Annotated in this window: 24 protein-coding genes and 1 tRNA gene; 10 read left to right on the top strand and 15 right to left on the bottom strand. The window is 58.4% G+C overall.

Going from position 1 to position 25,702, the window contains the following annotated elements; translation table 11 throughout:
* The 5 genes from DXX99_RS02335 to DXX99_RS11420 form a co-directional block, all read left to right on the top strand.
* Positions 1–537 (top strand): UPF0236 family transposase-like protein (locus tag DXX99_RS02335; RefSeq protein ID WP_205664604.1); only part of this gene is annotated, 537 nt, incomplete at its 5' end.
* Between the two features lie 152 nt (positions 538–689).
* A complete protein-coding gene (locus tag DXX99_RS02330) occupies positions 690–2,048 on the top strand; it encodes an NCS2 family permease (RefSeq protein WP_115791890.1) in 1,359 nt (452 codons plus the stop codon).
* A gap of 74 nt (positions 2,049–2,122) precedes the next feature.
* A tRNA-Leu gene (locus DXX99_RS02325) sits at positions 2,123–2,207 on the top strand.
* Positions 2,208–2,351: 144 nt separating this feature from the next.
* Positions 2,352–3,296 carry a tyrosine-type recombinase/integrase gene (locus DXX99_RS02320; protein ID WP_115791889.1) on the top strand — a complete coding sequence of 315 codons (945 nt, stop codon included), beginning with the start codon at positions 2,352–2,354 and terminating at the stop codon, positions 3,294–3,296.
* A gap of 5 nt (positions 3,297–3,301) precedes the next feature.
* Positions 3,302–3,469: a hypothetical protein gene (locus DXX99_RS11420; RefSeq protein WP_165847657.1), complete on the top strand. Its 168-nt coding sequence runs from the start codon at positions 3,302–3,304 to the stop codon at positions 3,467–3,469.
* A 1,394-nt stretch (positions 3,470–4,863) separates the two neighbouring features.
* Here DXX99_RS11420 and DXX99_RS02300 read toward each other — a convergent pair.
* The 3 genes from DXX99_RS02300 to DXX99_RS12075 form a co-directional block, all read right to left on the bottom strand.
* Positions 4,864–5,211 carry a hypothetical protein gene (locus DXX99_RS02300; RefSeq protein WP_115791885.1) on the bottom strand — a complete coding sequence of 116 codons (348 nt, stop codon included), beginning with the start codon at positions 5,209–5,211 and terminating at the stop codon, positions 4,864–4,866.
* A 270-nt stretch (positions 5,212–5,481) separates the two neighbouring features.
* The gene (locus DXX99_RS02295) at positions 5,482–7,254 is read right to left on the bottom strand and encodes an AAA family ATPase (RefSeq protein WP_115791884.1); all 1,773 of its coding nucleotides are present in this window, start codon (positions 7,252–7,254) and stop codon (positions 5,482–5,484) included.
* Positions 7,254–7,493 carry a helix-turn-helix transcriptional regulator gene (locus DXX99_RS12075; protein ID WP_115791883.1) on the bottom strand — a complete coding sequence of 80 codons (240 nt, stop codon included), beginning with the start codon at positions 7,491–7,493 and terminating at the stop codon, positions 7,254–7,256. The genes DXX99_RS02295 and DXX99_RS12075 overlap by 1 nt, the downstream gene beginning before the upstream one ends.
* 159 nt (positions 7,494–7,652) lie before the next feature.
* Here DXX99_RS12075 and DXX99_RS02285 point away from each other — a divergent pair, with 159 nt between their 5' ends.
* A complete protein-coding gene (locus DXX99_RS02285) occupies positions 7,653–8,492 on the top strand; it encodes a hypothetical protein (protein ID WP_134642934.1) in 840 nt (279 codons plus the stop codon).
* 204 nt (positions 8,493–8,696) lie between these two features.
* On the opposite strand, the gene DXX99_RS02280 is transcribed toward DXX99_RS02285, so the two are convergent.
* From DXX99_RS02280 to DXX99_RS02255, 6 genes are all read right to left on the bottom strand, one after another.
* Positions 8,697–9,851 (bottom strand): copper amine oxidase N-terminal domain-containing protein, encoded by a 1,155-nt coding sequence (locus tag DXX99_RS02280; RefSeq protein WP_205664603.1) that lies wholly within the window; start codon positions 9,849–9,851, stop codon positions 8,697–8,699.
* Positions 9,852–9,993: 142 nt separating this feature from the next.
* Positions 9,994–11,712: a thiol reductant ABC exporter subunit CydC gene (gene cydC, locus DXX99_RS02275; protein ID WP_115791880.1), complete on the bottom strand. Its 1,719-nt coding sequence runs from the start codon at positions 11,710–11,712 to the stop codon at positions 9,994–9,996.
* 19 nt (positions 11,713–11,731) lie between these two features.
* On the bottom strand, positions 11,732–13,420 hold the full coding sequence (gene cydD, locus DXX99_RS02270) for a thiol reductant ABC exporter subunit CydD (RefSeq protein ID WP_165847655.1): 1,689 nt from the start codon (positions 13,418–13,420) through the stop codon (positions 11,732–11,734).
* 21 nt (positions 13,421–13,441) lie between these two features.
* The gene (gene cydB / locus DXX99_RS02265; RefSeq protein WP_115791878.1) at positions 13,442–14,440 is read right to left on the bottom strand and encodes a cytochrome d ubiquinol oxidase subunit II; all 999 of its coding nucleotides are present in this window, start codon (positions 14,438–14,440) and stop codon (positions 13,442–13,444) included.
* Positions 14,431–15,813 carry a cytochrome ubiquinol oxidase subunit I gene (locus DXX99_RS02260; protein WP_115791877.1) on the bottom strand — a complete coding sequence of 461 codons (1,383 nt, stop codon included), beginning with the start codon at positions 15,811–15,813 and terminating at the stop codon, positions 14,431–14,433. The genes cydB and DXX99_RS02260 overlap by 10 nt, the downstream gene beginning before the upstream one ends.
* Positions 15,801–16,262: an RrF2 family transcriptional regulator gene (locus tag DXX99_RS02255; protein ID WP_115791914.1), complete on the bottom strand. Its 462-nt coding sequence runs from the start codon at positions 16,260–16,262 to the stop codon at positions 15,801–15,803. Before DXX99_RS02255 ends, DXX99_RS02260 begins: the two co-directional genes overlap by 13 nt.
* A gap of 260 nt (positions 16,263–16,522) precedes the next feature.
* Here DXX99_RS02255 and DXX99_RS02250 point away from each other — a divergent pair, with 260 nt between their 5' ends.
* The gene (locus tag DXX99_RS02250; RefSeq protein WP_115791913.1) at positions 16,523–17,710 is read left to right on the top strand and encodes an FprA family A-type flavoprotein; all 1,188 of its coding nucleotides are present in this window, start codon (positions 16,523–16,525) and stop codon (positions 17,708–17,710) included.
* Here DXX99_RS02250 and DXX99_RS02245 read toward each other — a convergent pair.
* Entirely contained in the window at positions 17,707–18,804 is a 1,098-nt protein-coding gene (locus DXX99_RS02245; protein WP_115791876.1) for a radical SAM protein, read from the bottom strand. The genes DXX99_RS02250 and DXX99_RS02245 overlap by 4 nt on opposite strands.
* A gap of 80 nt (positions 18,805–18,884) precedes the next feature.
* On the opposite strand from DXX99_RS02245, the gene DXX99_RS02240 reads away from it, so the two are divergent.
* The 3 genes from DXX99_RS02240 to DXX99_RS02230 are packed head-to-tail and all read left to right on the top strand — an operon-like array spanning position 18,885 to position 21,312.
* Positions 18,885–19,838 carry an ABC transporter substrate-binding protein gene (locus DXX99_RS02240; protein ID WP_115791875.1) on the top strand — a complete coding sequence of 318 codons (954 nt, stop codon included), beginning with the start codon at positions 18,885–18,887 and terminating at the stop codon, positions 19,836–19,838.
* Positions 19,835–20,578 (top strand): ABC transporter ATP-binding protein, encoded by a 744-nt coding sequence (locus DXX99_RS02235; protein WP_115791874.1) that lies wholly within the window; start codon positions 19,835–19,837, stop codon positions 20,576–20,578. The genes DXX99_RS02240 and DXX99_RS02235 overlap by 4 nt, the downstream gene beginning before the upstream one ends.
* The gene (locus DXX99_RS02230; RefSeq protein ID WP_115791873.1) at positions 20,575–21,312 is read left to right on the top strand and encodes an ABC transporter permease; all 738 of its coding nucleotides are present in this window, start codon (positions 20,575–20,577) and stop codon (positions 21,310–21,312) included. Before DXX99_RS02235 ends, DXX99_RS02230 begins: the two co-directional genes overlap by 4 nt.
* On the opposite strand, the gene dapA is transcribed toward DXX99_RS02230, so the two are convergent.
* The 5 genes from dapA to dapB form a co-directional block, all read right to left on the bottom strand.
* A complete protein-coding gene (dapA, locus tag DXX99_RS02225) occupies positions 21,309–22,196 on the bottom strand; it encodes a 4-hydroxy-tetrahydrodipicolinate synthase (RefSeq protein ID WP_115791872.1) in 888 nt (295 codons plus the stop codon). The genes DXX99_RS02230 and dapA overlap by 4 nt on opposite strands.
* Before the next feature lie 23 nt (positions 22,197–22,219).
* Positions 22,220–23,224 (bottom strand): aspartate-semialdehyde dehydrogenase, encoded by a 1,005-nt coding sequence (locus tag DXX99_RS02220; RefSeq protein WP_115791871.1) that lies wholly within the window; start codon positions 23,222–23,224, stop codon positions 22,220–22,222.
* An 18-nt stretch (positions 23,225–23,242) separates the two neighbouring features.
* Positions 23,243–23,857 (bottom strand): dipicolinate synthase subunit B, encoded by a 615-nt coding sequence (locus tag DXX99_RS02215; protein ID WP_338065860.1) that lies wholly within the window; start codon positions 23,855–23,857, stop codon positions 23,243–23,245.
* Positions 23,858–23,861: 4 nt separating this feature from the next.
* Entirely contained in the window at positions 23,862–24,758 is an 897-nt protein-coding gene (gene dpsA / locus DXX99_RS02210) for a dipicolinate synthase subunit DpsA (protein WP_115791869.1), read from the bottom strand.
* A gap of 66 nt (positions 24,759–24,824) precedes the next feature.
* Complete coding sequence (gene dapB / locus DXX99_RS02205) at positions 24,825–25,622, bottom strand: 4-hydroxy-tetrahydrodipicolinate reductase (RefSeq protein WP_115791868.1); 798 nt, start codon at positions 25,620–25,622, stop codon at positions 24,825–24,827.
* Positions 25,623–25,702 lie beyond the last annotated feature (80 nt).

The following is a 25,702-nucleotide window of genomic DNA, read 5'->3' as shown; positions in this document are numbered from 1 at the left end:
GCTTTAGGGAAGGACAAAGAGGCATATGGAGAGATTTGGGCAGCCTTGAGGCGTGGTGATCGGGTGGGGGTAGAGAAGGTACTGAAGGGAACGGCGAGGAAGGCGGAGACTCCTGGCCGGAGGAAGGCGGTGCGGGATTGTCGGCGCTACATAGATCAGAACTGGGAGGGGATAATGGCATACCGGCTTTACCCGGAGGTCCGGCTTGGGGTGAGTGCGGAGGCACACGTAAGTCACATTTTGGCAGCGCGGTTATCGTCACGGCCGATGGCATGGAGTGCTCGTGGGGTAGACCGGATGGCCCGGTTGCGGGTAGCGAAGGCAAACGGTGTTTCCTTGCAGGAGCAGTATATAGCTCGATGGAGGGAGGGCTTAAGGGCTTTAGAGATCGATAAGGCTGCTATTGAGGAAGAGAGGCAGAGGCTGAGGAAAGTATCGGGTGAGGTGTTCGGTAATCTTCCTGCGCTGCGAGGTCCGGTAACATCATTAACCAGAGCCCTCAAAGCTTTGAGCCGGAACATCGATCTTCTCTGGTAGTTCGTCCTGGTCCGGGGATGGTGGGGCTCGAGACTCCTACAGTAGGTTGACACGATCCAAAGCCCTTGACTTGCTTGACGGGCGCGGACAGCCTCGATAAAATGGACCAAGCATCCACGCTCGGAAAGGAGAAAGGGTAAGGTCAAGTAGCGATGAAACAGCAAGAGGCTTTAACCGCAGCGTCAAGCTTTTCCTCCCTGCTCGAGCGACTCTTTCAGCTTTCGGAGCGAGGCACCAGCGTCCGCCGCGAGCTTTTGGCAGGACTCACCACCTTCCTATCAATGGCCTACGTTCTCTTCGTTGTTCCCCAAGTTCTCGGCGAAGCCGGCATGCCAAAAGAAAGTGTCTTCGTTGCTACCGCCCTCGCGGCAGCGGTGGGCACTCTCATCATGGGGCTTTACGCTAACTACCCCGTTGCTCAGGCACCAGGAATGGGACTTTTAGCCTTTTTCGCCTACTCGGTCGTCTTGGGTATGGGTATACCCTGGCCGAAAGCTCTGGGAGCCGTGTTCGTCTCCGGCTTTATCTTCTTCCTCCTGGTTCTCTTTCACGTGCGGGAAGCCATCATAGCAGCGATTCCCGAAAGCCTCAAGTACGCTACCAGTGCCGGCATTGGTTTGTTTATCGCCCTCATCGGCCTTAAAAGCGCCGGCCTTATCGTCGTCGATCCGAAGGCAGGAATCCCGCGCCTGGGTTCTCTTCACGATCCCAACGTCCTCCTGGCCCTCTTCGGCTTGGCCGTCACCGTTATACTGCTGGCCCGGCGGGTAAGAGCAGCCGTTTTCTACGGTATGGTTATCACAGCGATTGCGGGAATGATTCTGGGGCTCATCCCAGCTCCCCACCGCTTAAGCGAAGTCGTGGGCACTATCCCCAGCCTGCAGCCTACTCTAGGGAAGCTGGATTTCTCTGGTCTCTGGCTTCATCCAGGCGCCTTTCTCTTTGTAGTATTCACCATACTGTTCGTAGACTTCTTCGACGCCACGGGGACGCTCCTGGCGGTTGGCAACCAGGCTGGCCTTCTTCGGGAGGGGCGTCTTGTGGGAGGAGGGCGGGCGCTGATCTCCGATGCGGTCGCCATTATGATCGGGGCTTGGCTCGGCACTTCCTCGACCACCTCTTACATCGAGTCCTCTACCGGCGTGGCAGCGGGAGGCCGGACAGGACTCACAGCAGTGACGGTGGCCTTGCTTTTCCTCCTAGGTCTTTTCTTCGCTCCTCTACTCCATATCGTTACTCCAGCAGTGACGGCACCGGCCCTCATCACCGTGGGCATCCTCATGGCGCGTAACTTTCTGCGCATCCGCTGGGACGAAACGGACGAGGCCGTTCCCGCTTTTCTCACGGTGGTCTTGATGCCCTTGACTTATAGCATCGCCAACGGCATCGCTTTCGGCGTGATGGCCTATCCCCTTCTGAAGGTAGTGCGGGGGAGGAGACGGGAGGTACACCCCGTTTTGTGGGGCCTAGCCGGTATCTTTATGCTCTATTTCCTCTTCCTTAGCCGGTAAGCTCGCCGTCAGGACCCGACGGCCTAGTTGGCGCGGGTTCGCTCTTTGTGTTAAAATTTCATGTGGTTAAAGGTGCGGGCGTGGCGGAATGGCAGACGCGCCAGACTTAGGATCTGGTGGGTAACCCCCGTGGAGGTTCAAGTCCTCTCGCCCGCACCAAATCTAGAATCCAAGCTTTCAGGTGGGTTTTTGGAAGGTTCTTCCAGGACCCACCCTGAAAAGCTGAATCCGGTGAGCTGAAAGCTTTCCCACCTTTACCACCGTTCTCGCTACCCCCTCACAGAACCAGGAGGGGGTATCTTTATGCCCAGGAGGGGTTCCAGGAGGGGCTTTCCCACATGGGAAGACGCACTTCAGCAGTACCTATGCTTCAAGCAGGCACAGGGACTAAAACAAAGCACCGTGAGGAGCCACGCAGAGGTAATCTCCCTCTTCTTTAAGAGACATCCCTACGCCTGGGAAGGCGGAAGCAAGCTTAAAAAGGCGGTCTACGCCTTCCTGGGAGAGAAGATCAAACCCGCCACCTACAACATCAGGCTGGCTTACCTGTCGAGCTTTTTCAAGTGGTGTCTCAGGGAGGGGATCTTCACCGAAAACCCGGTGGAAGGCTTCAAGAAGAGAAAAGCGGAAGGGAGAATCGTCAGTCTGGACATCGACACTCTCCGCAGGTTGGTGAATCTCCCCGACAGGTCCACCTTTACAGGGTTGAGAGACTACGCTTTGATTCTCCTAACCCTGGACACGGGTATTAGACCATCGGAAGCCTTTTCCCTTCTACCTGAAGACATCAACCTTCGGTCTCTCGAAGTCTATGTCCGTGCGGATAACGCCAAGACCAGGATTTCCCGCACCCTCCCCATTTCCCCCGCAACGGCGGAGGCCATAAAGCAACTGCTCCAAGCGAGGCATCCCGCCTGGGGCGACGGGGTTCCCGTCTTCTGCACCCAGGACGGAACTCCCTTGAACCGCTACACTTGGAGCGACAGGTTGGAGATTTACTCGAAGCGGTTGGGAGTGAAAATCCGACCGTACGACCTGAGACACGCATTCGCATTGTGGTTCCTTAGAAATGGAGGCCACGCCTTAGCTTTGCAGAGAACTTTGGGCCACAGGGACTTGACCATGACGAAAGTGTATGTGGCCTTGACCCAGCAGGACCTGAAGGAACAGCACGACCTGGCTTCTCCCGTCAACGCCATCCTACCCAGGAGGCACAGAGTAAGGAAGATACCCCCGGAAAGGAGGTGAGATGGATGCTGAGCTGGGACACCCTCCGTGAACTCGCCAGCATGGGACCGGAGTACGGTCTTCCCCACCTCCCCGCCCTGGTGGAGGAGGAGAAGGACCGGGCCACCCTAATGCTGGCACTTTCCATGTTCACCCTGGGAGTGAAGATGGGAGAGGAAATGGCGGAAGAGTAGTTTAAGGACCGGGGTACATCCCCGGCCCAATTTCTGATAGCATTGACTTCAGGGGTGGTCTTCTGAAAGCGTGGCTCGAACTCGCCAGAGCGATTGTGGTTCAAGCCCTGAAGGACCTCAAAGACCCACCCTATTGCTTCACCGAGTACGAGAGAAGGCAAGCCAGGAAATCCGCAGTCAAATTCTTCGATAACGCCCGCATTGAAGGCTCGTACGAAAACCTTCTGTTGAAGGTGGCCTTCCCCGAAATCGACCCCGATGCTCTCTGGCAGAAACTGCAAAAGTTCGTTCCCACTCAGGTGGTGAACACTGGCTATTTTTGTTTTGTCTGTGGGAGACCCGTACCCCCAGGGGAGATTATCTGCCCCTCATGCCAGCCTCAGAGTGTGGGTTCGGTCATCCCCTGAGAACGGGGGTGTTTTGCCCTCAAAACGAGCAAATATTGCGTGTTTTGAGAGGGTAAAAGCGGGGGGGCATATATCTAAATACCCTCCGCCACTTTTACCCTCGAAAACCTGTGTTTTTTTGCAGGGTTTCAGCGGGTAAAGACCTTATTCAGAGCGGACCTCACCAGTCGCCACGCCCCTTTCGTGGACGGTAGTTCGAATTCCCAAGCCACAGGGTTTCCGTCCTTGTCGGGAACGACATACTTCGGTTGAAGTCCCAGCTTGACTAACCACCTGAACACTTTAGGCGACGCAGTGTATATACTCAATTCTTCGTCCTTCGCTTCCGACCACCTGATTATCGTCTCCCTCTCTTCAGCAGTTAGCATACTCTCACTCCTTCCAAAAGTCTGGAAATTTACTTCCCGGAAGGGAAAAATTTTGTGGAAAAATTAGGGTAGTGCGGTTTCCAGGACGGGGGGGCTAGTTCCCCCCTACCCCTATGCGGTAGCCGGTCACCGCTGGCGTTGGTGCTGGCGTCGCTCCCAGGTGGTCCAGTGACCGACACCCTCCCACACGCCAGGTTGTGTTTGACTATATGCAGGTGGGTAGGGTCCCTCCTCTAAAGCTCTCCGGTTCTCCTCCACCCTCGCTCGATGCTCACGCCACCATTCATCAAAGGCAGAATCGGTTTCGGGCTTCTGGGTGGCCTGCTTGGCTTCAGTTTTCCTTTTCTGTCTCAAGTATTCGGCCACCAGTGGGTTCGGGAGACAATGGGGGGCCAACGGAAACGCTTGCCAAATCTCCACACCCAAAGCCCTGGCTATTGCCTCATCCACGCTTGGAAACCCAGTGCTTTTCGCCACTCCTTGGACAACCTTTTCCAAAGTTCGCCTATTCACATTGGTTCTCTGGCACAGCTCGTCCAAAGTTAGCCCTTTCCTCTCCATCCAGTAGCGTACCAGGTTCACCGCCATCACCCTCCTCGTAAGTTGACATAATCAATCATTAGCGGAAGTTGCGGTTGGGTGGGCTTTCCTCACCTCCTTCCTCGGTGGCCCAGTAACGCAAGGGGAGATACAGCCGGGGGGGGAACTTCCCTATCGACCGGATGACCGCTTTTTCCAGGAACACAGGGAGGGGCAGGTTGTAAAGTTTTCCTGTGTCCACCTCGTGTAATTCGATTTCCGTAACTCCCTGTTTCCTCAGCTCCTCGACCACGCTCGCATCGATGCCATATGCATCCATAACACGGAGCTTCTGGCGAGTTCGGACCTTCTTGATGAACCTCCCGTCCTTGATTTGGCCCACTGGGACTAGCTCGCCGGTATCAGGGTGTCGGGCATACACCCACATTTGAACGTCACCTCCAGATTTTGATTCAGGTGCGAAATTTTACTGTAGCAACTGTAGCACTGTAGCAGAACCCCGAAAAGCTTGCGGCTCTAAGCTTCGAGGGTGCTACAGTGGGTGTATCACCGGAATCGTTTCAAAGTAGCCGGAATCCCTTGGGGGCGTAAGCTTTGGAGGATTTCAGGGTGGGGGGTTGCTACAGTTGCTACAGTTGCTACAGTTGCTACAGTTGCTACAGAGTTTCAGGGGTGTTTCTCTCTCCCCCCACCTGAGTTAAATTACGAAGTAGTGCCCGTCACTCCGGGCTACCAGCCCCTCGGCCTCCAGCCGGGAAAGCCATGTCCGAACTGAGCTGTAGTTGAGACCAAGGGCTGCCGCCAGCTGTTGTGGCTTTGCCCTCCCCAGGACTTTCAGAAGGTCCAACAGTTTCCTCTTGTTGTCGCTAACCACCCTGAACTCTTCCGAGAAGGGTCCCGTTTCCTGGTACTTTACACCGTCCCATGTCAGCAGGTAATCTAGCTCCACCCCCCTACCGGCGGCAATGATTCTTCTCCGGTCCCCGCCACCTTCCGGAGGAAGGCCGATGGCTAAAATAGTGTCAGCAACCGCACTGTAGGCAGTGGACCCCATCGGTGCGTCAACTGCGTCCGCTACATCTCTCAGACGTAGCTTCCCCCTTGAAGCGTGCCAGACCCCCAGCAGAAGAACACCCTCTTCTTTGGCTCGGAGAGCTAGCGGGTTGAGGACCCCGTAGAGGGTTTCATAGGAGAGCTTGTCTCTAACGCCCAGCTGGACCAATTCCTTCAGGTAAGCAAGAGGCTCTAAAATCACTACAGCACACCCGTACTCTTTTGCAGTGGCAATTAACTCTCTCCCTGAGATGGCACCATTAAGGGAGGTCCTGTCCAGGACCAAAACATTCTCAGCCAGGTCTTTGGCTGATACCCCGTATTGCTGTAGACCACGAAGGAGCCGGAGTGCCGAATCCTCAGTCGTCACCCATAGAACTCTCGCTGACACAGTCTCTCTGCCAAAACAGAAGGTTCCCGTGAGGACATCCGAAGCGATTTTCAGAAGAACGCTAGTCTTGCCTGTCTTAGGTCTGGCTGCGACTATTCCTAGTCCCCGCTCAGGTAGGACCCTATCAATTAGCCAGCGGTCTTCACCTAATAACTCTGCTCTCTTGGCTGCTTCTAAGAGAGAGATGACGACTAGCTTAGGGGGTTTTTCTTGCTCTTTGCCCGCTGCCCATTCCCGTAAGAGTTTGGCCACTCCCTCTCCCACCAACTCTGCTAATCGTGGCCACCCGGTGGCTTCTTTCCCGTTTTGCAGTCGCTTCCGGGTGAACTTCCCCGCACTGGCTCTCTTCGAGGTTTCCTCGTCACCCACCACCTCACCGACTGCCCTTAACAGGCGTGTCACCTCCTGTTCTGTCCATCCGACCCGGAGAAGGCTCCCTGCCACCGCCAGGGCTAGATTTTGACGGCACCCAGCTTCTTTTGGCCATGCAATAGCCAATAATGTGCCAACAGCAATTTTTTTGCAGGCTTCATAAAGGATGGCGTAATCTGCTGGACTGGGGTCTTCAAAAGACTCCCACGTATAAACATCACCGTCGGGATGGTGGGAAGGTGGGAAAACGGTCTGGAGGCTGCCAGTCCTGAGTTCAACCAGCATCCGCTTTGGCTCTTGCGGGAAAATATCCTTGGGTAGCTCCCACTTCTTCCATTCTCCAGCCCCGTTCCGTCGATAAAGCCAATGCCCCCCCGGCTTCCCTTCTCTGCCAAACCGACACCTGGTTGGTGGAAGGAAATGTGGTCCTAAACGGACCGCAAAAGGATGGTCAAGGTCCACATCAAACAGAACTTCTCCTAAAACCACCCCTACGTTGGCGTTTCTAAATAACTCCGGAACATTCTCCTCTCTAACTTTTAAGGATGGCCACCCCTGGATAACAGGGTGTTTCGCTTTTAGGGGTAAGGGGATGACCCGCCATCCCTTTCTCAAATATTCGAGCACCCAAGCTTGCAGTTCGGTATCCCGCATTATCTCATCTCCTTAGCCAATCCCGTCTCACGGTCAAAGAGCTTATCGATAGTTGCATCAGCCCAGTAGCGTTCGAAAAAACTCACTACCTCAGCCTGAAGTTCCGGACTCAGTGCGTAGCGTCTGTTCTCGACTAGTGAGACCAGTGACCTACTCCGCCCAATAGCACGTGCCAGTTCCTCTTGAGTTAGCCCCAAAAGCATTCGAGCATATTTGATAACCGTGAACCGTCTTGCCATTTTTTGGCAACCCCCTTTTCTCTGGCGGAATCCCCATCTCCGATGCTAAGCTTTGTTTAGACAAAGTTCAATCACCCTGAAGTGATGACAAAAATCCGGAAACCCCTATCAATCCCGGGATTGCGGGAAAGCAGGAATTTCACATGGTTAACGGGGGTGATGACAGTGATAAAGGTGTTTTTAAGCACTCAGGGGGTGGAATTTCTTTTCACGGAGAGGGGATGGAGGAAGGTGAAGCCGGGCCACCACCTCGTTCAGCTAGCTGAACCCTACCTGCAAGCGTGGAGGGAACACGAGGACCCTGAACCGGTCCTGGACGCAGTGGACCGTCTTCTACCCACCCCCTTCCCCAATCTGGAAGCCAAAGTCCGTTTCTTGGAAGCCTTACTCAGGTGCGTTCTGGTGCTGGTTCCGAAGAAGTGCTTTACAGACCACCTGAGAAAAGCCCTTCCCGGTTGGCCCCTGTACCACCCAACCGCAAGACATACTTTCCTGGAGCTGGAGGTAGCCCAGCTGGAGGAAGACTTTCTCTTCTCTGTCCTGGTCACACTTCTACCGCTGTGGAAGAGGTGCAGGGTTCACCCCGACATCCTTTACCCCCTGAAAGGAAAGAAGCCCCTCCTGGGGTGGCTGGTGGAAGCACCCGACATCTACCACCTGGCTTCTTGTGAAGCCCTGCTGATGGTCATGCAGGGGATAAAGGTACTCAGGTTGTGCCCCAGGTGTTTGAAGCTCCACCACGAAAGAAAAGGGTTGCTTTGCAGGAAGTGCAGGGGAGAAAGGGAGAGGGAGAAGAAGAGGGTCCGAACACCCTGGAGGAGGTTCTTCAATCTCCTGGCCCAGGACAAGCGAAGAGGGAAGCTCACGGAAGAACAAATAGACCACCTGAAGAAGGTGGCCAGGGAGAAAGGGTTGGAAGAAGCCAAAAAGGAACGCACCACACTCATTTTACACGGATTCCCTGGAAGAAAAAACCGGGAAAGAGAGAGCAGGAATTAGGACCGGGAAGGGAGAATAACACCCACACAACCCAAATCCCTGGGGGTAGTGAGAAAAGCGGAAATCGGTGGTGGCAAAGGAAGGAACCTGAACGAAATTCAGGTCCTTCCTGTGGTGGGTTTTTCTTCCAGACTTAGGATCTGGTGGGTAACTCCCGTGGAGGTTCAAGTCCTCTCGCCCGCACCAAATTTTATTCACTTAACCTTAACGGCTATACGGCCCCCGGTCGACCGGCCAGAGATAAGCGGCGACCGAGGTGAGGGGCGGGGGAATTTCCCCTATGAGCCAGCCTTCTTCGGTGGTTTCAGCGTAATAGTAGGTCCTGCCGTCCTCCCCCAGGTAACAAGGGTAACGCCAGAGCTCAGGCGCCTCCCCTGGAGAGAAGGCTATCCCCAGGGCCAAATGCCCGGCCCGCTTTCCCGGAGGAGAAGGGAAAAAGAGCAGAGCCACCCGGTAGCCCAGGTTGTGCAGAAGGGCTGCCGCCAGCACCGCTTTGCAATCGCAATCTCCATTATCGATCAGAGTCTGCACCGGCAGCTGCGGCGGCTCTTTCTCTTGATAAGGGATCGACTGGACAAAGCTCAGCACGAACTGAGCCGTTGTCAGGCGGTCGAAGCCTGCTGCTTGCGCAGCCGAAACCAGCCTTTCAGCCAAAAATCCGGCAAAGGTGTAGTTGGCCTCTTCCCTTACCCAGGGAACCAGATCTCCATAGCACTCTTCGGAAGCGGCCAGGATGAGATCCCGCTCTTTGGCCGGCAGGGAAAGGAAGGCCAGAGCCTGCCTGCGGCCAGTGGCAGAATAGAAGTCCTCGGTCAGCTTCGACATGGACCGGCTCCATTCTAGAAGGGAGAGGGGAACCTCTACATGCCAGCTAAAGCTCCTTCCTTCAAACTGCCAGGTAAAGTCGCGGCTGACTACCGCTACGGAAGGAGGATACCTCAGAGAAGGGACCTCGAAGTAGCCGTTCCGGGAAAGCTGTGGGGAAGCCGCGCCCACCCAGACGGTGTGGGTGAGCGAGTCCCAGGTGACGGGCACGCCTAAGGCACAGGCCAGCCACTTTAGGGGCAACATCATTCGCCCGCCAACTATCTCGGGGGAAGCGTCCATAACCACCGGTTGACCGTTCAGGTACATGACTTGGGACCCAGCCACAAGCTTGACGGCGAGATTACCCCGCAAGAGGATTGCCGAGCGGGAAGAGGTGTCCCAGATCACATTCTCCTCACCCACTCCCACCGCCCGGGCAGCGTAGCGCAGGGGGAGATACACGCGGTCGTTTTTAAGGTAGGGGGCGACGTCCATGAGGTATTGCTTGCCGTCGACTAGGTAAACGGTGGACCCCACCTGGAAACAAGCCAACCCCCCAGCCCAAGCCTCCCCTATGCAGAGCAAGAGAAGGAAAAACAGGCTTAAAAACAAAGCCCTTGGCTTGATCAACCCCCGATGCCCCCTTTTTAGCCTTCCGAAGGTTATTTAGTTCGGCATCGCGCATCGGTTTCCTTCAGGCCAGCCCATGCCGTTCCCAGAGATGCCGATAAATCGAACATCGAGGTAGCAATTCGCAATGCTTTCCCCGATCCACCACCCTTCCCCGATCCAACACCACGATCTCGTCCATGAGCTCCAGAGCAAGGGGTCGGTGAGTTATGAGCAGAAGGGTACGCCCTTCTGCCTTTTCCAAGAGCCGGTAGAATAGGTCGCGGGCGGATACCGGATCAAGCCCGGCGGTCGGCTCGTCCAGAAGCAAGATGGGGGCGTTTTTGAGCAAGGCCCGCAGGATAGCCAGGCGCTGGCGCTCCCCTCCGGAAAGCATGAAGCCCCGGTCACCTATAGGGGTTTCGAACCCTTGAGGGAGGGAAAGAAGGTGGCGGTGAATCCCCAGTTCCCGGGCCAACCTTTCTATCTCGGCCAGTTCGATTCCGGGGCGAGCCAGGGCGAGGTTTTCCCGGACGGTGGCGTTGAAGAAGTAAACCTGCTGGGGAACCACGGCAAACCAGCGCTGCACTTCCTCCGGCGGAAGGGAGCGCAGTTCGCAGCCGCCCAGGTAGATATGTCCTTCCTGGTAGTCCCAGAGGCGCAAGAGCAAATTCAGAAGGGTGCTCTTTCCAGCGCCGCTCGGACCCACCAGAGCCACCTTCCTACCTGGCGGCAGATCAAACTCCACGCCGTCCAGAACCCAGGGACCTTCGGGCAGGTAGCGGAAGCGCAGGTTCTCCAGGCGCAGGTAGATGTCGTCCGGGCGGCAGGAAGAAGCCGAAGGGGATGGCGAAGGGGCGCTTATCACCTCCAAGATCCGTGCGGTCGCCTCCCGGCTCTCGCGGTAGTGGCGGGGAACCAGAAGCAGGGGGCCCCAAGCCTCCAGAGCCGTCAAAACCATTAAAGGCAAAACGGCCAAGGCCACCCCTGGAAGCGCGCCTCGCTGCACCAAGACCACGGCCACCACCAAAAGGGAGACCAGAGCCAGGCGGCTGAAGAGGTCGCTTACCACTTCCGCCCAAATCTCCAGCCCTCCGCGCCGGTACCGGGCGCGGTTAAGCTTTCGCCTCCAGGCAGCCACTTTCCGTTCCATCCGGGCGACGAGGTCAAAGACCAGGGCCTCCCGCAGTCCTTCCGCTACCTCCACTAAGGTAGTAGTAAGGCCGTTCCGGGCCCAGGATTCCTCCGCACTCCGCCGGCGGGTCAGGAGGTGGAAAAATATGGGCAAGACCGCTCCTAGGAGCAAAGCAAAAAACAAGAAGAGCCAAGCCAAAAGAGGAGCGAAGCAGAAGAGAAAGGCAAAAAGGGAAAGGGCCATTCCCAGGGCTATCCAGCCGGGAGCCAGCACCCGCAGGTAAAGGTTTTCTAAAGCCTGGACGTCGTTCACCAGGGTGCTTAGCAAGCCGGCGCTGGAAAAAGGATGGAGGACAGCGGGGGCTAAAGGCTCTAACCGAGCGTAAAACCAGGAGCGGAGACGGGCCAGCCAGCGAAAGGTAGCGTCGTGGGCCAGGTAGCGCTCGGCGTAGCGGAAGATGGCCCGTGCCACGCCGAAAAAGCGCACGGCCACGGTAGCCAGGAAAAGATCGCCGAAAGGGGGGTGCAGGGCCGCCGTGGCGATGAGCCAGGTAGCCGTACCTATAAGCCCCACGTTGCTCGCCACGGCCAAAAACCCCAGGAAGGCGGCCAGGGCGAGCTCCGGCAGGCAAAGCTTAAGGATAGCTTTAAAGTCGGGCGCCGAGTTCATACCCTTCCCCTCGGTAAGCCTACAGGAAGGCGAGCAAAACTCCGGGGCTCTTTTTCAACTCCTCCAGTCTCCCCGCTTCCACGAGGCGCCCCTCCTGTAGCAGCAAAATCCGATCCACGTATTCCAGGACGTTGAGGTGGTGGGTGATAAGGAGCACCGTTTTATCCTGTGCCAAGGTTTCAAGGGCCCGTAAGAAGGCGAGCTCGTTTTCCGGATCAAGCCCCGTGGTGGGCTCGTCCAAGATCAGAAGTGAGGCTGGCTTGAGGAAGGCTCGGGCCAAGGCCAAGCGCTGGACCTGCCCTCCGCTCAGGCACTGCCCTCCCTCTCCCAGCCGGGTTGCATAGCCTTGGGGAAAAGCCTCGATGATCTCCTTAACCCGCAAGATCTGCAGCACTTCCTCTACTCTCTCCCAGGGCACGGTCTCATCCAACCCCAGGTTCTCCAGCACCGTGCCCGGCCAGAGGCGCGGCTGCTGGGGAAGAAAGCTTACCTGCCGGCGCCATTCCCGGGGATCGATCTCCTTGAGGGGTAACCCGTTCACCAGGATTTCCCCTCCTTGGGGATCGGCAAAGCGCAAAAGCAGATAAGCCAGCGTGCTCTTGCCGGCACCGGTGGGCCCCAAAAGGGCCACCTTTTCCCCGGGCAGCAAGGAGAAGCTCACCCCCTTGAGGACCGGATCCCCTTCTTCCCGGTAGGCGTAGGTGACCTCCCGGAAGGTCACCTCCAATGGACCAGAGGGAGGGGGAAGAGGGTTTGGGGACCGGAAGACCGGGGAAGTTAAGTTTAGGTAAGCGGCTATCTCCTGGGCAGCCGCCACCCCGGCCAGGCGGATGTGATAGCGTTGGCTTAGTTGGCGCAAAGAGAGGTAGTACTCCGGCGCCAGCAGGATGAGAAAGAAAGCCGGGAAAAAGGGCATTTTCCCCGCCAGTAGCCGCAAGCTCACCGTGACGGCCACCATGGCCGTCCCCAGGGTAGTAATTAGCTCCAGCACCAGTGCCGAAAGGAAAGTCACCCGCAGCACTTCCATGGTGGCTACCCGGAAACGCTCACCCAAAAGCCAGAGCTTCTCCACGTGTTCCCGGCTGCGACCGAAAAGCTTCAAGGTGACAAGCCCTTGAAGGAGGTCTAAGAGGTAGTCGTTCAAGTAACCCATCAGCTTCCAACGTTCCTGGGCCCTGCCGTCCGCCCACTTCCCGATCAGGATGAGCAAGGCCACGGCCACCAAAGTGGAAACGAGAAAAATGAGGCCGGCCACCGGCAGGGTGACCAGGGCAAAGAGGAGTAAAACGAAGGCTACCATTCCCGCCGTAACTAGAAGTGGCAAGTAGCGGTTAAAGTAAGTGCCCACCGCCTCCACCTTGTCCAGCAAAAGGCACACCTTCTCCCCCGCCTTGGTCTCCAGCCCCACCAGGGGCCCCAAGTCCACGAACTGGCGGAAAAGAGCCTCTCTTAGCCCCTCTTCCACCCGGAGAGCGAAGCTGAAGGCGGCCAACTCCCGCCCCCACTGAGTGAGGAGACGAAGGGCAAACAGTAACAAAAGTAGGCCCACCCAAGGCATTGCCTCTTCAAGACCTGCTTTCCGCAAGTAGACCAGTTCCACTATCCAGGCTAAGCAGCCGGCCTGCCCGGCGGCGAGCAGGCCAGCTGCCAGACCCAGAGCTCCGGTTAGTCCCCAGAGGAAGCTTTTCTTTTTAGGAGCCAGAGCCAAGAGCTCCCGGTCGACCATGGCTTAGTAGTGAAGGTCTTTGATGGTTACCCGCTTGCGGAAGATCCAGTAAGTCCAGCCCTGGTAGAGAAGCACCACCGGCACCAGGAGGAGGGCCACCACGGTCATCACCTTGAGAGTGTAGGGGCTGGAAGAAGCGTTGTACACGGTGAGGCTCCAGTCGGGATTAAGGCTTGACACCATGACCCTCGGGAACAGAGCGCTGAAAAAGCCGAAGGTAAGGAACACGATGCTCAGGCCCCCCAGGGCAAAGGCCCAGCCGGAGCGGTTGGCGCGTGAAGCCCCGTAGCTCCCTCCCAGCAGGGCCAGAACCAGCAGGAAGAGCGCCAGCGCCAGGGGCTTGCCCGCCACCACTCTCAGGCTCAGGAGTAGGAAGAGCCCAACCCATCCCATGGCCAGTACAGCCAAGGGGGAGGCGTACTTTTTGGCCCTGTCCTCCAATTCTCCTTCGGTGCGTAGGGCCACAAAGAGTGCCCCGTGCATTAGGAAAAGGAAGAGCAGAGCCAGGCCCCCCACCAGCGTGTAGGGGGAGAGGAGGTCGAAGAAGGTGCCCACAAACTGCTTCTCGGCGTTGATGGGCACTCCTTTGAGCAGGTTGGCGAAGGCCACCCCCCAGAGGAGCGAGGGGAGGAAGCTGCCGAAGCACAGAGCTCCGTCCCAGAAGCGGCGCCAGCCAGGACTCTCGTCCAGGTGTCGGAACTCGAGGGCCACCGCCCGCAGAATGAGCGCCACCAGGATGAGAAAGAGCGCCAGATAAAAACCGCTGAAGAGGGTGGCGTACCAGTGGGGGAAGGCGGCGAAGAGGGCGCCGCCGGCGGTGATGAGCCAGACTTCGTTACCGTCCCAGAAGGGACCAAAGGTGTTGAGCAGTATTCGGCGCTCGGTATCGGTGCGCCCCAGGAAGGGAACCAGCACACCCACCCCGTAGTCAAAGCCTTCCAAGAAGAAGTAGCCGGCGAAGAGGACGGCGATCAAAATGAACCAGAGGACGTTCAGCTCCATAAGGACACCTCCTTTTCCGGCATGGAAGCAGGTACAGCTTCCGGACCCTGGCGGGCGAAGCGGGCCAAGAGAAAGACATCTACCACCGCCAGGATTCCCAGGAGCAGGGTGAAGCCCAGCAGGGTGATAAGCAGTTGGCCCGCCGTCACACAGGGAGAGAGAGCCTGATCCACCCGCTGCAAACCGTAAACGATCCAAGGCTGCCTCCCCACTTCAGTCATGGCCCAGCCGGCCGTGTTGGCCAAGTAGGGCACGGGGATGGAATAAAGCAAGGCTTTCAACGCTCCGGGCCTTTCCTCCAGCTTGCCCTTACGGTAGAGGTAGTAGGCGTAGAAGCTTAAGAAGAGAAGCCACAGCCCCGCCCCCACCATTATCCGGAAAGACCAGAAAGTGACCGCTACCGGAGGGATGTAGTATCCGGGTCCGTAGCGAGCCACCATCTCTTGCTGCAGCTCCTTGATACCCTTCACTTCGGCGGAGAAGGAGTGGTGGGCCAGCAGGCTCTCCAGAGCGGGCAGAGCTAGAGCGCCGCGGTTAGTCTCGGACCTCTGGTCGATCACCGCCACCAGGTTAAGCGGGGCCGGCTGAGAGGTCTCCCAGAGGGCGTTGGCCGCCGCTATCTTCATGGGCTGAGCCTCCACTAGGTGCCGCCCCTGGAAGTGCCCCGTGAGGGCCACTACCAGCACGGCCAAAAGCCCCGCTATCACACCGATGCGCATGGAAGGACGGAATACCTCCAGGTGGGTTCGGCGCAGCAGATGGTAGGCGCTTATCCCCATGATGAAGAAGGACGCGGTGGTGAGACCGGCAATGACCGTATGCGGGAACTGGGTGAATATGTTAGGGTTGGTGACCAGAGCCCAAAAGCTCTTCATCTCTGCTCTTCCGGAGCGCAGCACGAAACCCACCGGCTCCTGCATGAAGGAGTTGGCGATTAAGATCCACAGGGCGGAGAGGTTGGAAGCGATGGCCACCAGCCATATAGACAGCAGGTGAAGCCTTTTCGATATTTTATCCCATCCGAAGATCCAGACGCCCAAGAAGGTGGATTCCAGGAAGAAAGCCAGTAAAGCTTCCACAGCCAGGGGAGCGCCGAAAATATCCCCTACAAAACGGGAGTACTCCGACCAGTTCATGCCGAAGTGAAACTCTTGCAGGATTCCGGTTACCACGCCTAAAACGAAGTTGATGACGAAGAGCTTACCCCAAAATTTGGTCATCCGTTTATAGTTCTCGTCACCGGTGCGCACATAGAGGGTCTCCATCACGGCTACCAGAAGGGAAAGGCCTAAAGTTAGGGGCACGAAGAAGAAGTGGTAGGTGGCCGTGATGGCAAACTGCCAGCGGGCCAAAGCTAAGGTTAAGGCATCCACTGTGACCGTCCCTCCCTCGCACAAGTTTCCCGGGGCTCACGAACTTTGGCTGCCAGGGTTGCGAAGTCGTAGCGCTCCAGCTCCTCCAACAGGAGGTGCTGGATTCTCCCCAGTACCTCGTGCACAGGACACTCGTGAGCCCATTTTTTGCTACAGTACTCCGGATCGATAAAACAGCGGTTGAGTCTTATGGGACCTTCCACCGCCTCCCAAACCTCGCGTAGGGTAATCCTTGCCGCTGGCCGAGCCAGGGCGAATCCTCCTCCCACCCCCCGATAAGAACGCACTATTCCGGCCCTTATGAGATCCCGCACTATTTTGAGCAGAAAGCGCAAAGGAATGCTCTCCTCTTTGGCCAGCACCTGAGCGCGAACCACCTCCCCCGGAGGTCGCAAAGCCAGGTTTAACACCACCCGCATGGCGTAGTCTGCCGCTTGGCTTAAGCGCATGAGCACCAGCTCCACTATCTATACCGGCGCGGTATACTTTGCTTCCAGTTTAAACTCGTATTGAGGATCAAGTCAAAATGAATCTTAGGTCAAAAAAGTGTTTGTATTGGCCTTTTCCCCCTTGATCTTAGGTGCTTTGCTTCTTTGCTCTAGATTTCAAAATCGTAAAAATTTTAATTAGCGCGGAGGATGGGACAAAGGTGAAGGTGCTTCGGCGCCGAAATGATAATAAAGACTTCTTTTTAAGAGGAGGTTTAAGGATGCTGGGCAGGGAGATAGTGCCGGGAGTCCACGCCGTGGGAGCGGTAGACTGGGACCGGAGGCTTTTCGACGAACTCATACCGCTACCCAACGGGACCACCTATAACGCCTACCTCATAAAGGGGAGCGAGAAGACCGCCCTCATCGACACGGTCGACCCTAGCAAGAAAGAGGAGCTCCTGCGCAACCTGCGGAAGCTGGAAGTGAGGCGCCTGGACTACGTCGTGGCCAACCACGCCGAGCAGGACCACTCCGGCTCTTTGCCCGAGGTTCTCGCCGCCTACCCGGAGGCCCTGGTGGTAACCAACGCCAAATGCAAAGCCCTGCTCATCGACCATCTACACCTGCCGGAGGACCGCTTCGTGGTGGTGGAAGACGAAGAAACGCTTTCCCTGGGCGACAAAACCCTGGTCTTCAAAATGGCCCCCTGGGTGCACTGGCCCGAAACCATGTTCACCTACCTGGTGGAGGACAAAATCCTTTTCCCCTGTGACTTTTTGGGCTCGCACTTCGCCACCAGCGAGCTCTTTGCTGCCCAGGAGCAGGAGATCTACCTGGCCGCCAAGCGCTACTACGCCGAGATAATGATGCCCTTCCGCAGCCACGTGCAAAAACACCTGGAGCGCGTGGAGAAACTGCCTCTGGCTTTCATCGCCCCCAGCCACGGGCCCGTTTATCACCACCCGGAGTTCATCTTGAGCGCCTACCGGGACTGGTCCTCCGACCGAGTGAAAAATGAAGCCCTGATCGTTTATGTCTCCATGCACGATAGTACCGCCCAGATGGTCGAGCACCTGGCGGAAGCCCTCATCGATCAGGGGGTAAAGGTCACCCCCTTCAACCTCACTTTCACCGACCTGGGCGAGCTGGCCATGGCCCTGGTGGACGCGGCCACAGTGGTACTGGGTACCCCCACCGTCTTGGGAGGTCCTCACCCCTCGGCCCTTTACGCCGCCTATCTGGTGGGAGCGCTCCGGCCCAAGACCAGGCTCGCGGGGCTAATCGGCTCTTACGGCTGGGGCGGGAGGACGGTGGAAATGGTAAGCGAGCTTCTCAAACCCCTGAGGGCTGAGCTCCTGGAACCGGTGCTGGTAAAGGGGCTACCGCGGGAGGAGGACCTGAAGAAGCTGGAGGAAATGGCCAAGGTCATCGCCCAACGCCACCGGGAGTGGGAGCTCCTAACCTAGCGCAACAGATGAACGTTTCCTAGGCGCACCCTTTTAAGCCCCGCCTCCCGGGCGGCTTGGTAACATTCTTCCGCCTCCCTACGGCTCAGAAGCGGCAGATCGCGCATCAGGTGGTGAGGGAAGAAGGCCAGCAAAGTATAGGGAATGGAGGGGTCGATCTCGGCCAAAAAGCGCGCTATAGCTGCCACTTCCTCCGCCCCCACATAGCCGGGCACCAGAAGGGTGCTGGCCACCAGCAGAGGAGGTTCCGGTCGTAGAGGTAGGTAGCGGGAAAGGTAGCGGAAATTATGAAGCGTCTGCCGGTTGCTCACCCCGGTGAGCAGCCGGTGCAGGTCCTCGTTCCAGGCCTTGAGGTCGAACTTTATGCACCCGCCCGACTCCAGGGCCAGCTCCGCCAAGGCGTCGAGGTAGCGGGGATGAATGTTGCCGTTGGTCTCCCAGCAAAGGCGCAGGATCCGGCCCCCGGCCCTAGCGCGGGCCAGCCGGGCTGCCTGGAGAGTAAAGGGCATCTGCGGTGAGGGGTCGCCGCCGAAAAAGCAAACGCAGGCCGTCTCCTCGTCGATGGCCGTCACCAGCTCCTCTGGGCTCACCAGAGGAGCTTTCTTCTTTGCCATGCGGAGGTAGACGCTGTTCTGGCAGTAGAGACAGTCGAAGGAACAAGCACCCAAGAAGACAGCTAAGTTTTTGTAGCCCTCTTCCGGCCCCGGGCGGTAGGCGTAGCGGGGAAAGCCGGCGCCGGTACCACCGGGACACACCCAGTCGGCCACGCAATTGGTGGGGAGAGGATCAAAGTAGAAGCTCAGAAGCCCCTGCCGAGAAGTTCCCGCCACTTGCTCCAGCTTTTTCCCGCGGCAAAAGCGCAGACCGCAAAAGCCCACTTCTCCCTCCCCCAGCTGGCAGCGGTTACCGCAGACCTGGCAGGTAAGTCCGCCAGGGGTGCGCGGCGGCGAAGGTGGCAAAGGGGAGCGACTCTGCGTGTGCGCTTTTAAGGCCGCCTCGGCGCCGAGCTGAGGGTGTGCCTTGAGGCACTCGCCGCAGATGAAATCCAGCGCTGCGGCCGTCGGACGCCTGCTTCCACAGATACGACAGCCCATCTTTTCCCCTCCGGCAGGAGTCCCCCTTTCCGAGCCGAAAAATTTACAAGAAAAGCAAGCCCGAAAAGGAGGAACGGAGAGTGTCTGCTTTAAGAAGATTCTTTCCCTTGCTCCTACTTTCCCTGCTCCTTGTCTTCCCCGGCTGCGGCCAGAAGAAAGAGCCCTTGACCATCGGAGCGTTGCCAATAATCGATAACCTGCCCTTCTGGGTGGCGGAAGAAAAGGGCTACTTCAAAGAGGCGGGTCTGGAAGTAAGGTTTATCTCCTTTCCCAGCGCAGTGGAGCGGGACAGCGCCTTCACGGCCGGCAAGATAGATCTGGCGGTGGGGGACCTTCTGGCAGTGGCCCAGATGCGCCAGGGAGGAACTAAAGTGAAGGCCATAGCGGTGGCGCAGGGGAGGCAGCCGGGAGAAGCCCGCTTCGCTTTGCTTTCCGCCCCTAACTCACACCTCACCAGCGTGGCCGAACTCCGCAACGTCCCGGTAGCCTGCTCGCTCAAAACCATCAACGAGTACTTGGTCGACCAGATGTTGAAAGATGCCGGCATCCCTCCTCAAGAGATAAAGAAGGTCTCCATACCCAAGATTCCGGTGCGACTGGAAGCCCTTCTGAACGGCACGGTTAAAGCAGCCCTGCTTCCCGAACCTTTCGCTTCGTTAGCCGAGGCCAAAGGGGCGCACCTTCTGGCCGACTCCAGCCAGAAAAACCTGGCCCAGACGGTGATCATCGTCCGAGAAGAGGTCCTCGACCGGCACCTGCCGGAGCTCAAGCGCCTCCTGGAAGCTTACAACCGGGCGGTGGCCGACATCCAGCAGAACCCCCAGGCCTTCAACCGCATCCTGGAAGAAAAAGCGCAGGTGCCTAAAGAGGTGCTGCCCGGTGAGAAGCACGGGATAAAGCTCGTTTTCTCCCCCGCCACCCTGCCCACCCAGGGAGAGGTGGAAGCCGTGCTCGACTGGCTTAAAACCCAGGGCCTCCTCGCTCAACCCCTGACCTACTCCGATCTGGTGGACCAACGGGTGCTGAAGCGTTGATTCTGATAGAAAATCTTAAGGTCACCTACCGGACAGCGGCCGGACCAGTGGAAGCCCTGGCGGGTGTGTCCTTCGCGGTGGAGCGCGGGGAAAGCTGTGCCGTCATCGGCCCCTCGGGTTGCGGTAAAAGCACGTTGCTATATGTGCTAGCGGGGCTCAAGCAGGACTTTGAGGGAAAGGTAGAAGTGGCCGGGAGAACCCAGATCGCCCTCATCTTGCAGCACTTCGGTCTTCTTCCCTGGAAAAACGTCTGGGAAAACGTGGCCCTGGGGCTAAAAGTGCGCCGCCTTCCCCCTCAAGAAGTAGAGAGGCGGGTGAGCTTCTGGCTCAAAAACCTGGGGCTTTACGAACTTCGCTACCTCTACCCGGCCCAGCTTTCTGGTGGGCAGTGCCAGCGGGTGGCCATCGCCCGCGCCCTGGTGTTGCAGCCCGATCTGCTCCTGATGGATGAGCCCTTCTCCTCGCTCGACGCCCTGACCCGAGAGGCCTTACAAGAGACCTTACTGGAGATATGGCAGGAGACCAGGTGCACCATCGTCCTGGTGACCCACAGTATCGAAGAAGCTGTTTTCCTGGGGCAAAAGGTGGTGCTCCTCTCCCCGCGCCCGGGAAGGGTGGTGGCCGTCTACACCCACCCCTTAGTAGGAGACAAGTCCTGGCGCCACCACCCCGACTTCCACCTGGCCTGCACCCGCATCCGCCAAGAGTTGTCCCGAGCCGGTGAGGCGAAAACAGGATGAACAGGTATTACTCTTCTCTGACCGCCTGCCTCGCTCTCCTAGTTCTGTGGGAGGTGGTGGCGAGAAGCCTGCACCTGCCCGCCCTGCCACCGGCAAGCCAAGCCCTGGTGGTCTTTTTCAAGGAGCTACCCGGCCCCCTGGGCTTCAACTGGCTGGTGAGTACCTACCGCGTCCTGGCCGGTATGTTTCTGGCCACGGTAACCGCCGTGCCTCTGGGGCTTTTCCTGGGGCGCTGTCCCCAGGCCGACCGTCTGCTGGGGCCTTTCTTTTCCCTGATCTACCCCGTACCGAAGATAGTCCTAGTACCGCTCATCATGGTGATTTTCGGCCTGGGCGACGCCGCCAAGATCCTGCTCATCACCCTGGTTCTTTTCTTCCAGATCCTTTTGCCGGTGCGCGACGGCGCCCGCCACCTCTCCTCCTACCTGGTCGACGCCGTTACCTCTTTGGGAGTGCGGGGGCTGGCTTTTTACCGGCACGTCGTCTTTCCCGCCGTGCTACCAGAGGTGCTCACCGGCCTGCGGGTGGCCTCGGGGACCGCCATAGCCGTCCTCTTCTTCGCCGAGACCATCGCCAGTCAAGAGGGACTGGGGTACTATCTGCTCGATGCCTGGACGCGCTACGCCTACCCCGATCTTTACGCCGGCGTCTTGGCCATGAGCCTGCTGGGTTTCGCCCTCCACTCCTTCCTGGAATGGCTCGAACACCGGCTCTGCCATTGGAAGTACCTCTAGAGGAGTCCCGCCTCGCGCAAAAGCTCGGCCAGCTTCTCCTTCTCTACCTGGTTGGCCTCTACCAGCGGAAGGCGCGGCGGCCCCACGTTTATCCCCAGGAGATTAAGGGCCGCCTTCACTGGGACGGGGTTGGTGGTGATGAACATCCCCTTCATGAGGGGATAAAGCTCCCGGTGGATCTTGGCTGCCAGGGTCACGTTGCCGCTGTAGTAGGAGCTTATCATCTCCCTGAGCCTCTTCCCCACCAGGTGGGAAACCACGCTCACTACCCCCTTGCCACCCAGGGCAAGGATGGGCAGAGTCAAAGCGTCGTCGCCGCTGTAGATGGCGAAGTCGTCGGGCAAGATGCGCCTTAGCTCGCTTACCTGATCCAGGTTCCCGGAAGCCTCTTTGATGGCTACTACATTGGGCACATCCTGAGCCAGCCGCGCCACCGTGGCCGGCAGGATGTTGACCGCCGTGCGCCCCGGCACGTTGTAGAGCATGACCGGCAGGTTGGTGCTCTCGGCAATGGTGCGGAAGTGCCGGTAAAGTCCTTCTTGGGAAGGCTTGTTGTAGTAGGGAGCCACCACCATGATGGCGTCCACGCCCGCCTTTTCCGCCGCCTTGGTGAGCTCCACGGACTGGGCCGTGTCGTTGCTACCGGTGCCGGCGATCACCGTGGCTCGACCACCGATCTCTTCGGTGACGGCGGTGAAAAGGGCTATCTTTTCTTCCTTGGTCAGCGTGGGCGACTCGCCGGTGGTCCCCGCCACCACCACCCCGTCGGAGCCGTTCTCCACCAAGTAGCGGGCCAGCCTCTTAGCCTGGTCGAGATCGAGCCTTCCCTCCCGGTCGAAGGGGGTCACCATCGCCGTGAGGACGTAACCGAAGTCCACGCTCATCTCCCCACCACCTTGCAAAACTTTTAAAGCCAGCCAGACCTTATCACGAGCTCCGCTATCTGCACCGCGTTGGTGGCCGCCCCCTTGCGCAGTTGGTCTGCCACCACCCAAAGGTTAAGACCCTTGTCCACCGAAATATCTTCCCGGATGCGCCCCACAAAGACCTCATCCCGCCCCGTCGCCGTTATGGGCATCGGATACTGCAGGTTCTGGGGATCGTCTATTACCACTACTCCTGGGGCCTGGCGTAAGAGCTCGCGGGCGGCCTCCGCGGAAATCTTCTCTTTGGTTTCGATATTCACCGCTTCGGAGTGAGAGCGAAAAACCGGAACCCGCACAGTGGTAGCTGTGATGGCCAAGTCGTCATCGTGGAGGATCTTCCGGGTCTCTTTTACCATCTTCCACTCTTCCCGGGTGTAGCCGTATTCCGAGAAGACATCGATGTGGGGTATGAGGTTGAAGGCTATCTGGTGCGGGAAAACCCGGGGCGGATACTCCTTACCTTCGAGCACAGCCTGGGTTTGCAGGCGAAGCTCCTCGATGGCCGCCGCGCCCGCCCCGGAAACCGCCTGGTAGGTGGCCACCACCACCCGCCTGATGCCCACCGCGTCATAAATGGGTTTAAGAGGTACTACCATGATTATGGTGGAGCAGTTGGGATTGGCGATCAGGCGCTTATGCTTGCGGGCATCTTCCGGATTGACTTCCGGCACCACCAGGGGAACCTCGGGATCCAGGCGGAAAGCGCTGGAGTTGTCGATCACCAGTGCCCCTTTATCGCGCGCGATCAAGGCGAAATCTCGGCTCCCCGAACCGCCGGCAAAAAAGGCGATGTCTACTCCCTCAAAGCTCTCGGGACCGGTAGCTTCCACCCGATAAGTTTCTCCGCGGAAAACTATCTCTTTCCCGGCCGACCGGGCGGTGGCCAGGGGGACCAGCTGCTTCACCGGGAATTGCCGCTCCTCCAGCACTTTTAGGATCTCCTGGCCCACCGCGCCGGTGGCTCCTACCACCGCTACATTAAACAACCTGAGCTTTACCCCCCTTCAAACGGCTTTCGGCTTCCGGTACTCGATCAGCACCGGCTGGATCTGCTTCCCCTGAAGGGCGTGGATGATGGTGTCCACCAGCAGATCCATCTTGGCTACTAAAGAATTAGGCTTGTTAACGGGATCATCCTGCCCGAAGGGAACGAAATAAACGTTTTTGGCGTTCAAGAGCACCCCTAAATTGCGCGCGTTCATGCCCAAGCCGTCGTTGGTGGATATGGCCAGTACCACCGGCCGCTGATTGCGGAGCTGGGCCTTTACGGCCATGAGTACTGGCCCGTCGGTTATGGCGTTAGCCAGTTTGGCCAGCGTGTTCCCCGTGCAGGGAGCCACCACCAGCACATCCAAAAGGCGCTTTGGCCCTATGGGCTCAGCCTCCACTATGGTTTCGATCGCCGGCTTGCCGGTTAGAGCCGCCAGCTTTTCCTTCCACTGCCGCGCCGTGCCGAAGCGGGTATCGGTGGTGGCCACCTCCCGGGTAACTATGGGGATGACTTCGGCCCCTTCCCGCAGGAGATTTCCTATCTGCTCCACCGCCTCGTGAAGCGTGCAAAAGGAACCGGTAAGAGCAAAACCCACCCTAACTCCCTTTAAGCGCGCCAAGACCCGCACCCCCCTAAGCACGTACCGCCAGGCTCAAGCCTTTCTCCTGAACGAAGATTTCCGCTATCACCTGGCCTAAGATGCGCCCGGCCGTCTTGGGGGCCACCTTGCCTGGCAGAGACGGAGCCAGCAGGGCCTGCCGTCCTAAAGCCCGAGCAGCCTCGAAATCGGTGCCTCCGGGCTTGGAAGCCAGGTCGATGATGAGGACGTCGGGCCGGGTGTGCTTGAGTAGCCGGGCGGTAAGAACCAGGGCGGGTACGGTGTTGAAGATCACTTCGGCCTCGCCTATGCATCCGCGCAGAGCCGGGAAGTCTATGGCTTTAAGCCCCATTTCCAAGGCGCGGGCGCGCTCCGCCGGCTCGCGCGTCGCCACCATCACTTTGGCCCCCAGCGCCTGCAACATGCGGCCCAGGGTCTTGCCCACCCGCCCGAAACCCAGCACCAGGACCTGCGAGCCGTGAATGGTGATGGGTAAAAGCTCCATGGCCATCTGCAAGGCTCCCTCGGCGGTGGGGATGGAATTGAGTATGGCGAAATCGTCGCGATCGGCCACCGGTATGAGCTTCAAGCCCAGCCGCTCCGCCAGCCGGAGAAGATAGGGATTGGCAAAGCCAGTGAAGACGAGGCCTCCACGCGGCAAAGGTAGCAAATCCTCTTCTTTCAAATGGAGCACTCCGGAAGGGGTCTCTATTTCACCGCCCTCCTGCACTCCCGGGAAGGGGAAGATCACCGCCTCCGCCCCTACTAGCCCAGCCTTTATCTCCTTAGCGAGCTCCACCCCCGGCAAGCTGGCCTCGTGCCCCACCAGTCTCACCCTGGCGCCCCGACCGGCCAATTCCTCGGCCGTATAGACGGCCCGCTGGTCGCCTCCGACCACCGCTAGTGTGAACCCTGCAAGCCCTCGTCGCATGATGCTATCGCCCCCCACGGCCAATACCCAGTATATGAGCCGTAGAGGAGGGAGGTGCGGAAGGCTTTAACCGAAGATCAGCTTGTCCAGGCCGTAAACTAACTCCTCCAGCTCCAGCACCTTCTTAATAGCCATGATTACCCCCGGCATGAACGACTCGCGGGAGGTGGAATCGTGCCTTATGGTTAGGGTCTGGCCCAACCCCCCGAAGATCACCTCCTGATGGGCTACAAAGCCGGGTAGTCGGATGCTGTGAATCCTTACCCCCTCCAGGTTGCCGCCTCGGGCACCATCAAGCTTCTCCACTTCCGTGCGATCCTCTGCAGGGCCTCCCTGGCGGCTGCGGGCGATGATCTCCGCCGTCTGCAGGGCTGTGCCGGAAGGGGCGTCCAATTTCTGGTGGTGATGGTATTCGATGATCTCCACATCGGGGAAATAGCGGGCGGCAATGCCGGCGAAGTGCATCATTAAAACCGCCCCCAGAGCAAAGTTGGGGGCAATTAGCCCCCCTAAGCGCTTCTCCCGGCAGATCTTCTTTAGTTCCTCTATTTCCTCCTGTGGGATACCCGTGGTCCCCACCACCGGACGCACGCCACAAGCTAGAGCGGTTTTGATGTTGGCTACGGCCGCGTGCGGGGTGGTGAAGTCCACCATCACCGAGGCCTCAGTCTCTCGCAAAACGTTGGCCAAATCGTCCCGCACCATCAATCCCAGCGGTCCGATGCCAGCCAGCAGGCCTACATCCTGTCCTGTGTGACCGGGGTCGACCGCCCCTACCAGTTGCATGCCTGGCGTACGGCTGACCGCCTTGACGACCTCCCGACCCATCCGGCCGGCCGCCCCGGTGACCACTACCCGGATCAATTTCTCCCCCCTAACCTTCCCTACAGGTTTTTAACCTTATTGTCGTACGTCGATCCGGGCAAGTCAAGCCACCGGCCGGC

The organism is Ammonifex thiophilus (assembly GCF_003368535.1).
Taxonomy (GTDB): Bacteria; Bacillota; Desulfotomaculia; order Desulfotomaculales; family Ammonificaceae; genus Ammonifex; species Ammonifex thiophilus.
Note: the sequence above shows the minus strand (reverse complement) of the source record. Positions and strands in the feature narration are given on the sequence as shown.

Coding starts and splice junctions, on each gene's coding strand:
- DXX99_RS02330 (WP_115791890.1), top strand. CDS start 690: ATGAAACAGCAAGAGGCTTTAACCGCAGCGTCAAGCTTTTCCTCCCTG.
- DXX99_RS02320 (WP_115791889.1), top strand. CDS start 2,352: ATGCCCAGGAGGGGTTCCAGGAGGGGCTTTCCCACATGGGAAGACGCA.
- DXX99_RS11420 (WP_165847657.1), top strand. CDS start 3,302: ATGCTGAGCTGGGACACCCTCCGTGAACTCGCCAGCATGGGACCGGAG.
- DXX99_RS02300 (WP_115791885.1), bottom strand. CDS start 5,211: ATGTGGGTGTATGCCCGACACCCTGATACCGGCGAGCTAGTCCCAGTG.
- DXX99_RS02295 (WP_115791884.1), bottom strand. CDS start 7,254: ATGCGGGATACCGAACTGCAAGCTTGGGTGCTCGAATATTTGAGAAAG.
- DXX99_RS12075 (WP_115791883.1), bottom strand. CDS start 7,493: ATGGCAAGACGGTTCACGGTTATCAAATATGCTCGAATGCTTTTGGGG.
- DXX99_RS02285 (WP_134642934.1), top strand. CDS start 7,653: ATGACAGTGATAAAGGTGTTTTTAAGCACTCAGGGGGTGGAATTTCTT.
- cydC (WP_115791880.1), bottom strand. CDS start 11,712: ATGAACTCGGCGCCCGACTTTAAAGCTATCCTTAAGCTTTGCCTGCCG.
- cydB (WP_115791878.1), bottom strand. CDS start 14,440: ATGGAGCTGAACGTCCTCTGGTTCATTTTGATCGCCGTCCTCTTCGCC.
- DXX99_RS02255 (WP_115791914.1), bottom strand. CDS start 16,262: ATGCGCTTAAGCCAAGCGGCAGACTACGCCATGCGGGTGGTGTTAAAC.
- DXX99_RS02250 (WP_115791913.1), top strand. CDS start 16,523: ATGCTGGGCAGGGAGATAGTGCCGGGAGTCCACGCCGTGGGAGCGGTA.
- DXX99_RS02245 (WP_115791876.1), bottom strand. CDS start 18,804: ATGGGCTGTCGTATCTGTGGAAGCAGGCGTCCGACGGCCGCAGCGCTG.
- DXX99_RS02230 (WP_115791873.1), top strand. CDS start 20,575: ATGAACAGGTATTACTCTTCTCTGACCGCCTGCCTCGCTCTCCTAGTT.
- dapA (WP_115791872.1), bottom strand. CDS start 22,196: ATGAGCGTGGACTTCGGTTACGTCCTCACGGCGATGGTGACCCCCTTC.
- dpsA (WP_115791869.1), bottom strand. CDS start 24,758: ATGCGACGAGGGCTTGCAGGGTTCACACTAGCGGTGGTCGGAGGCGAC.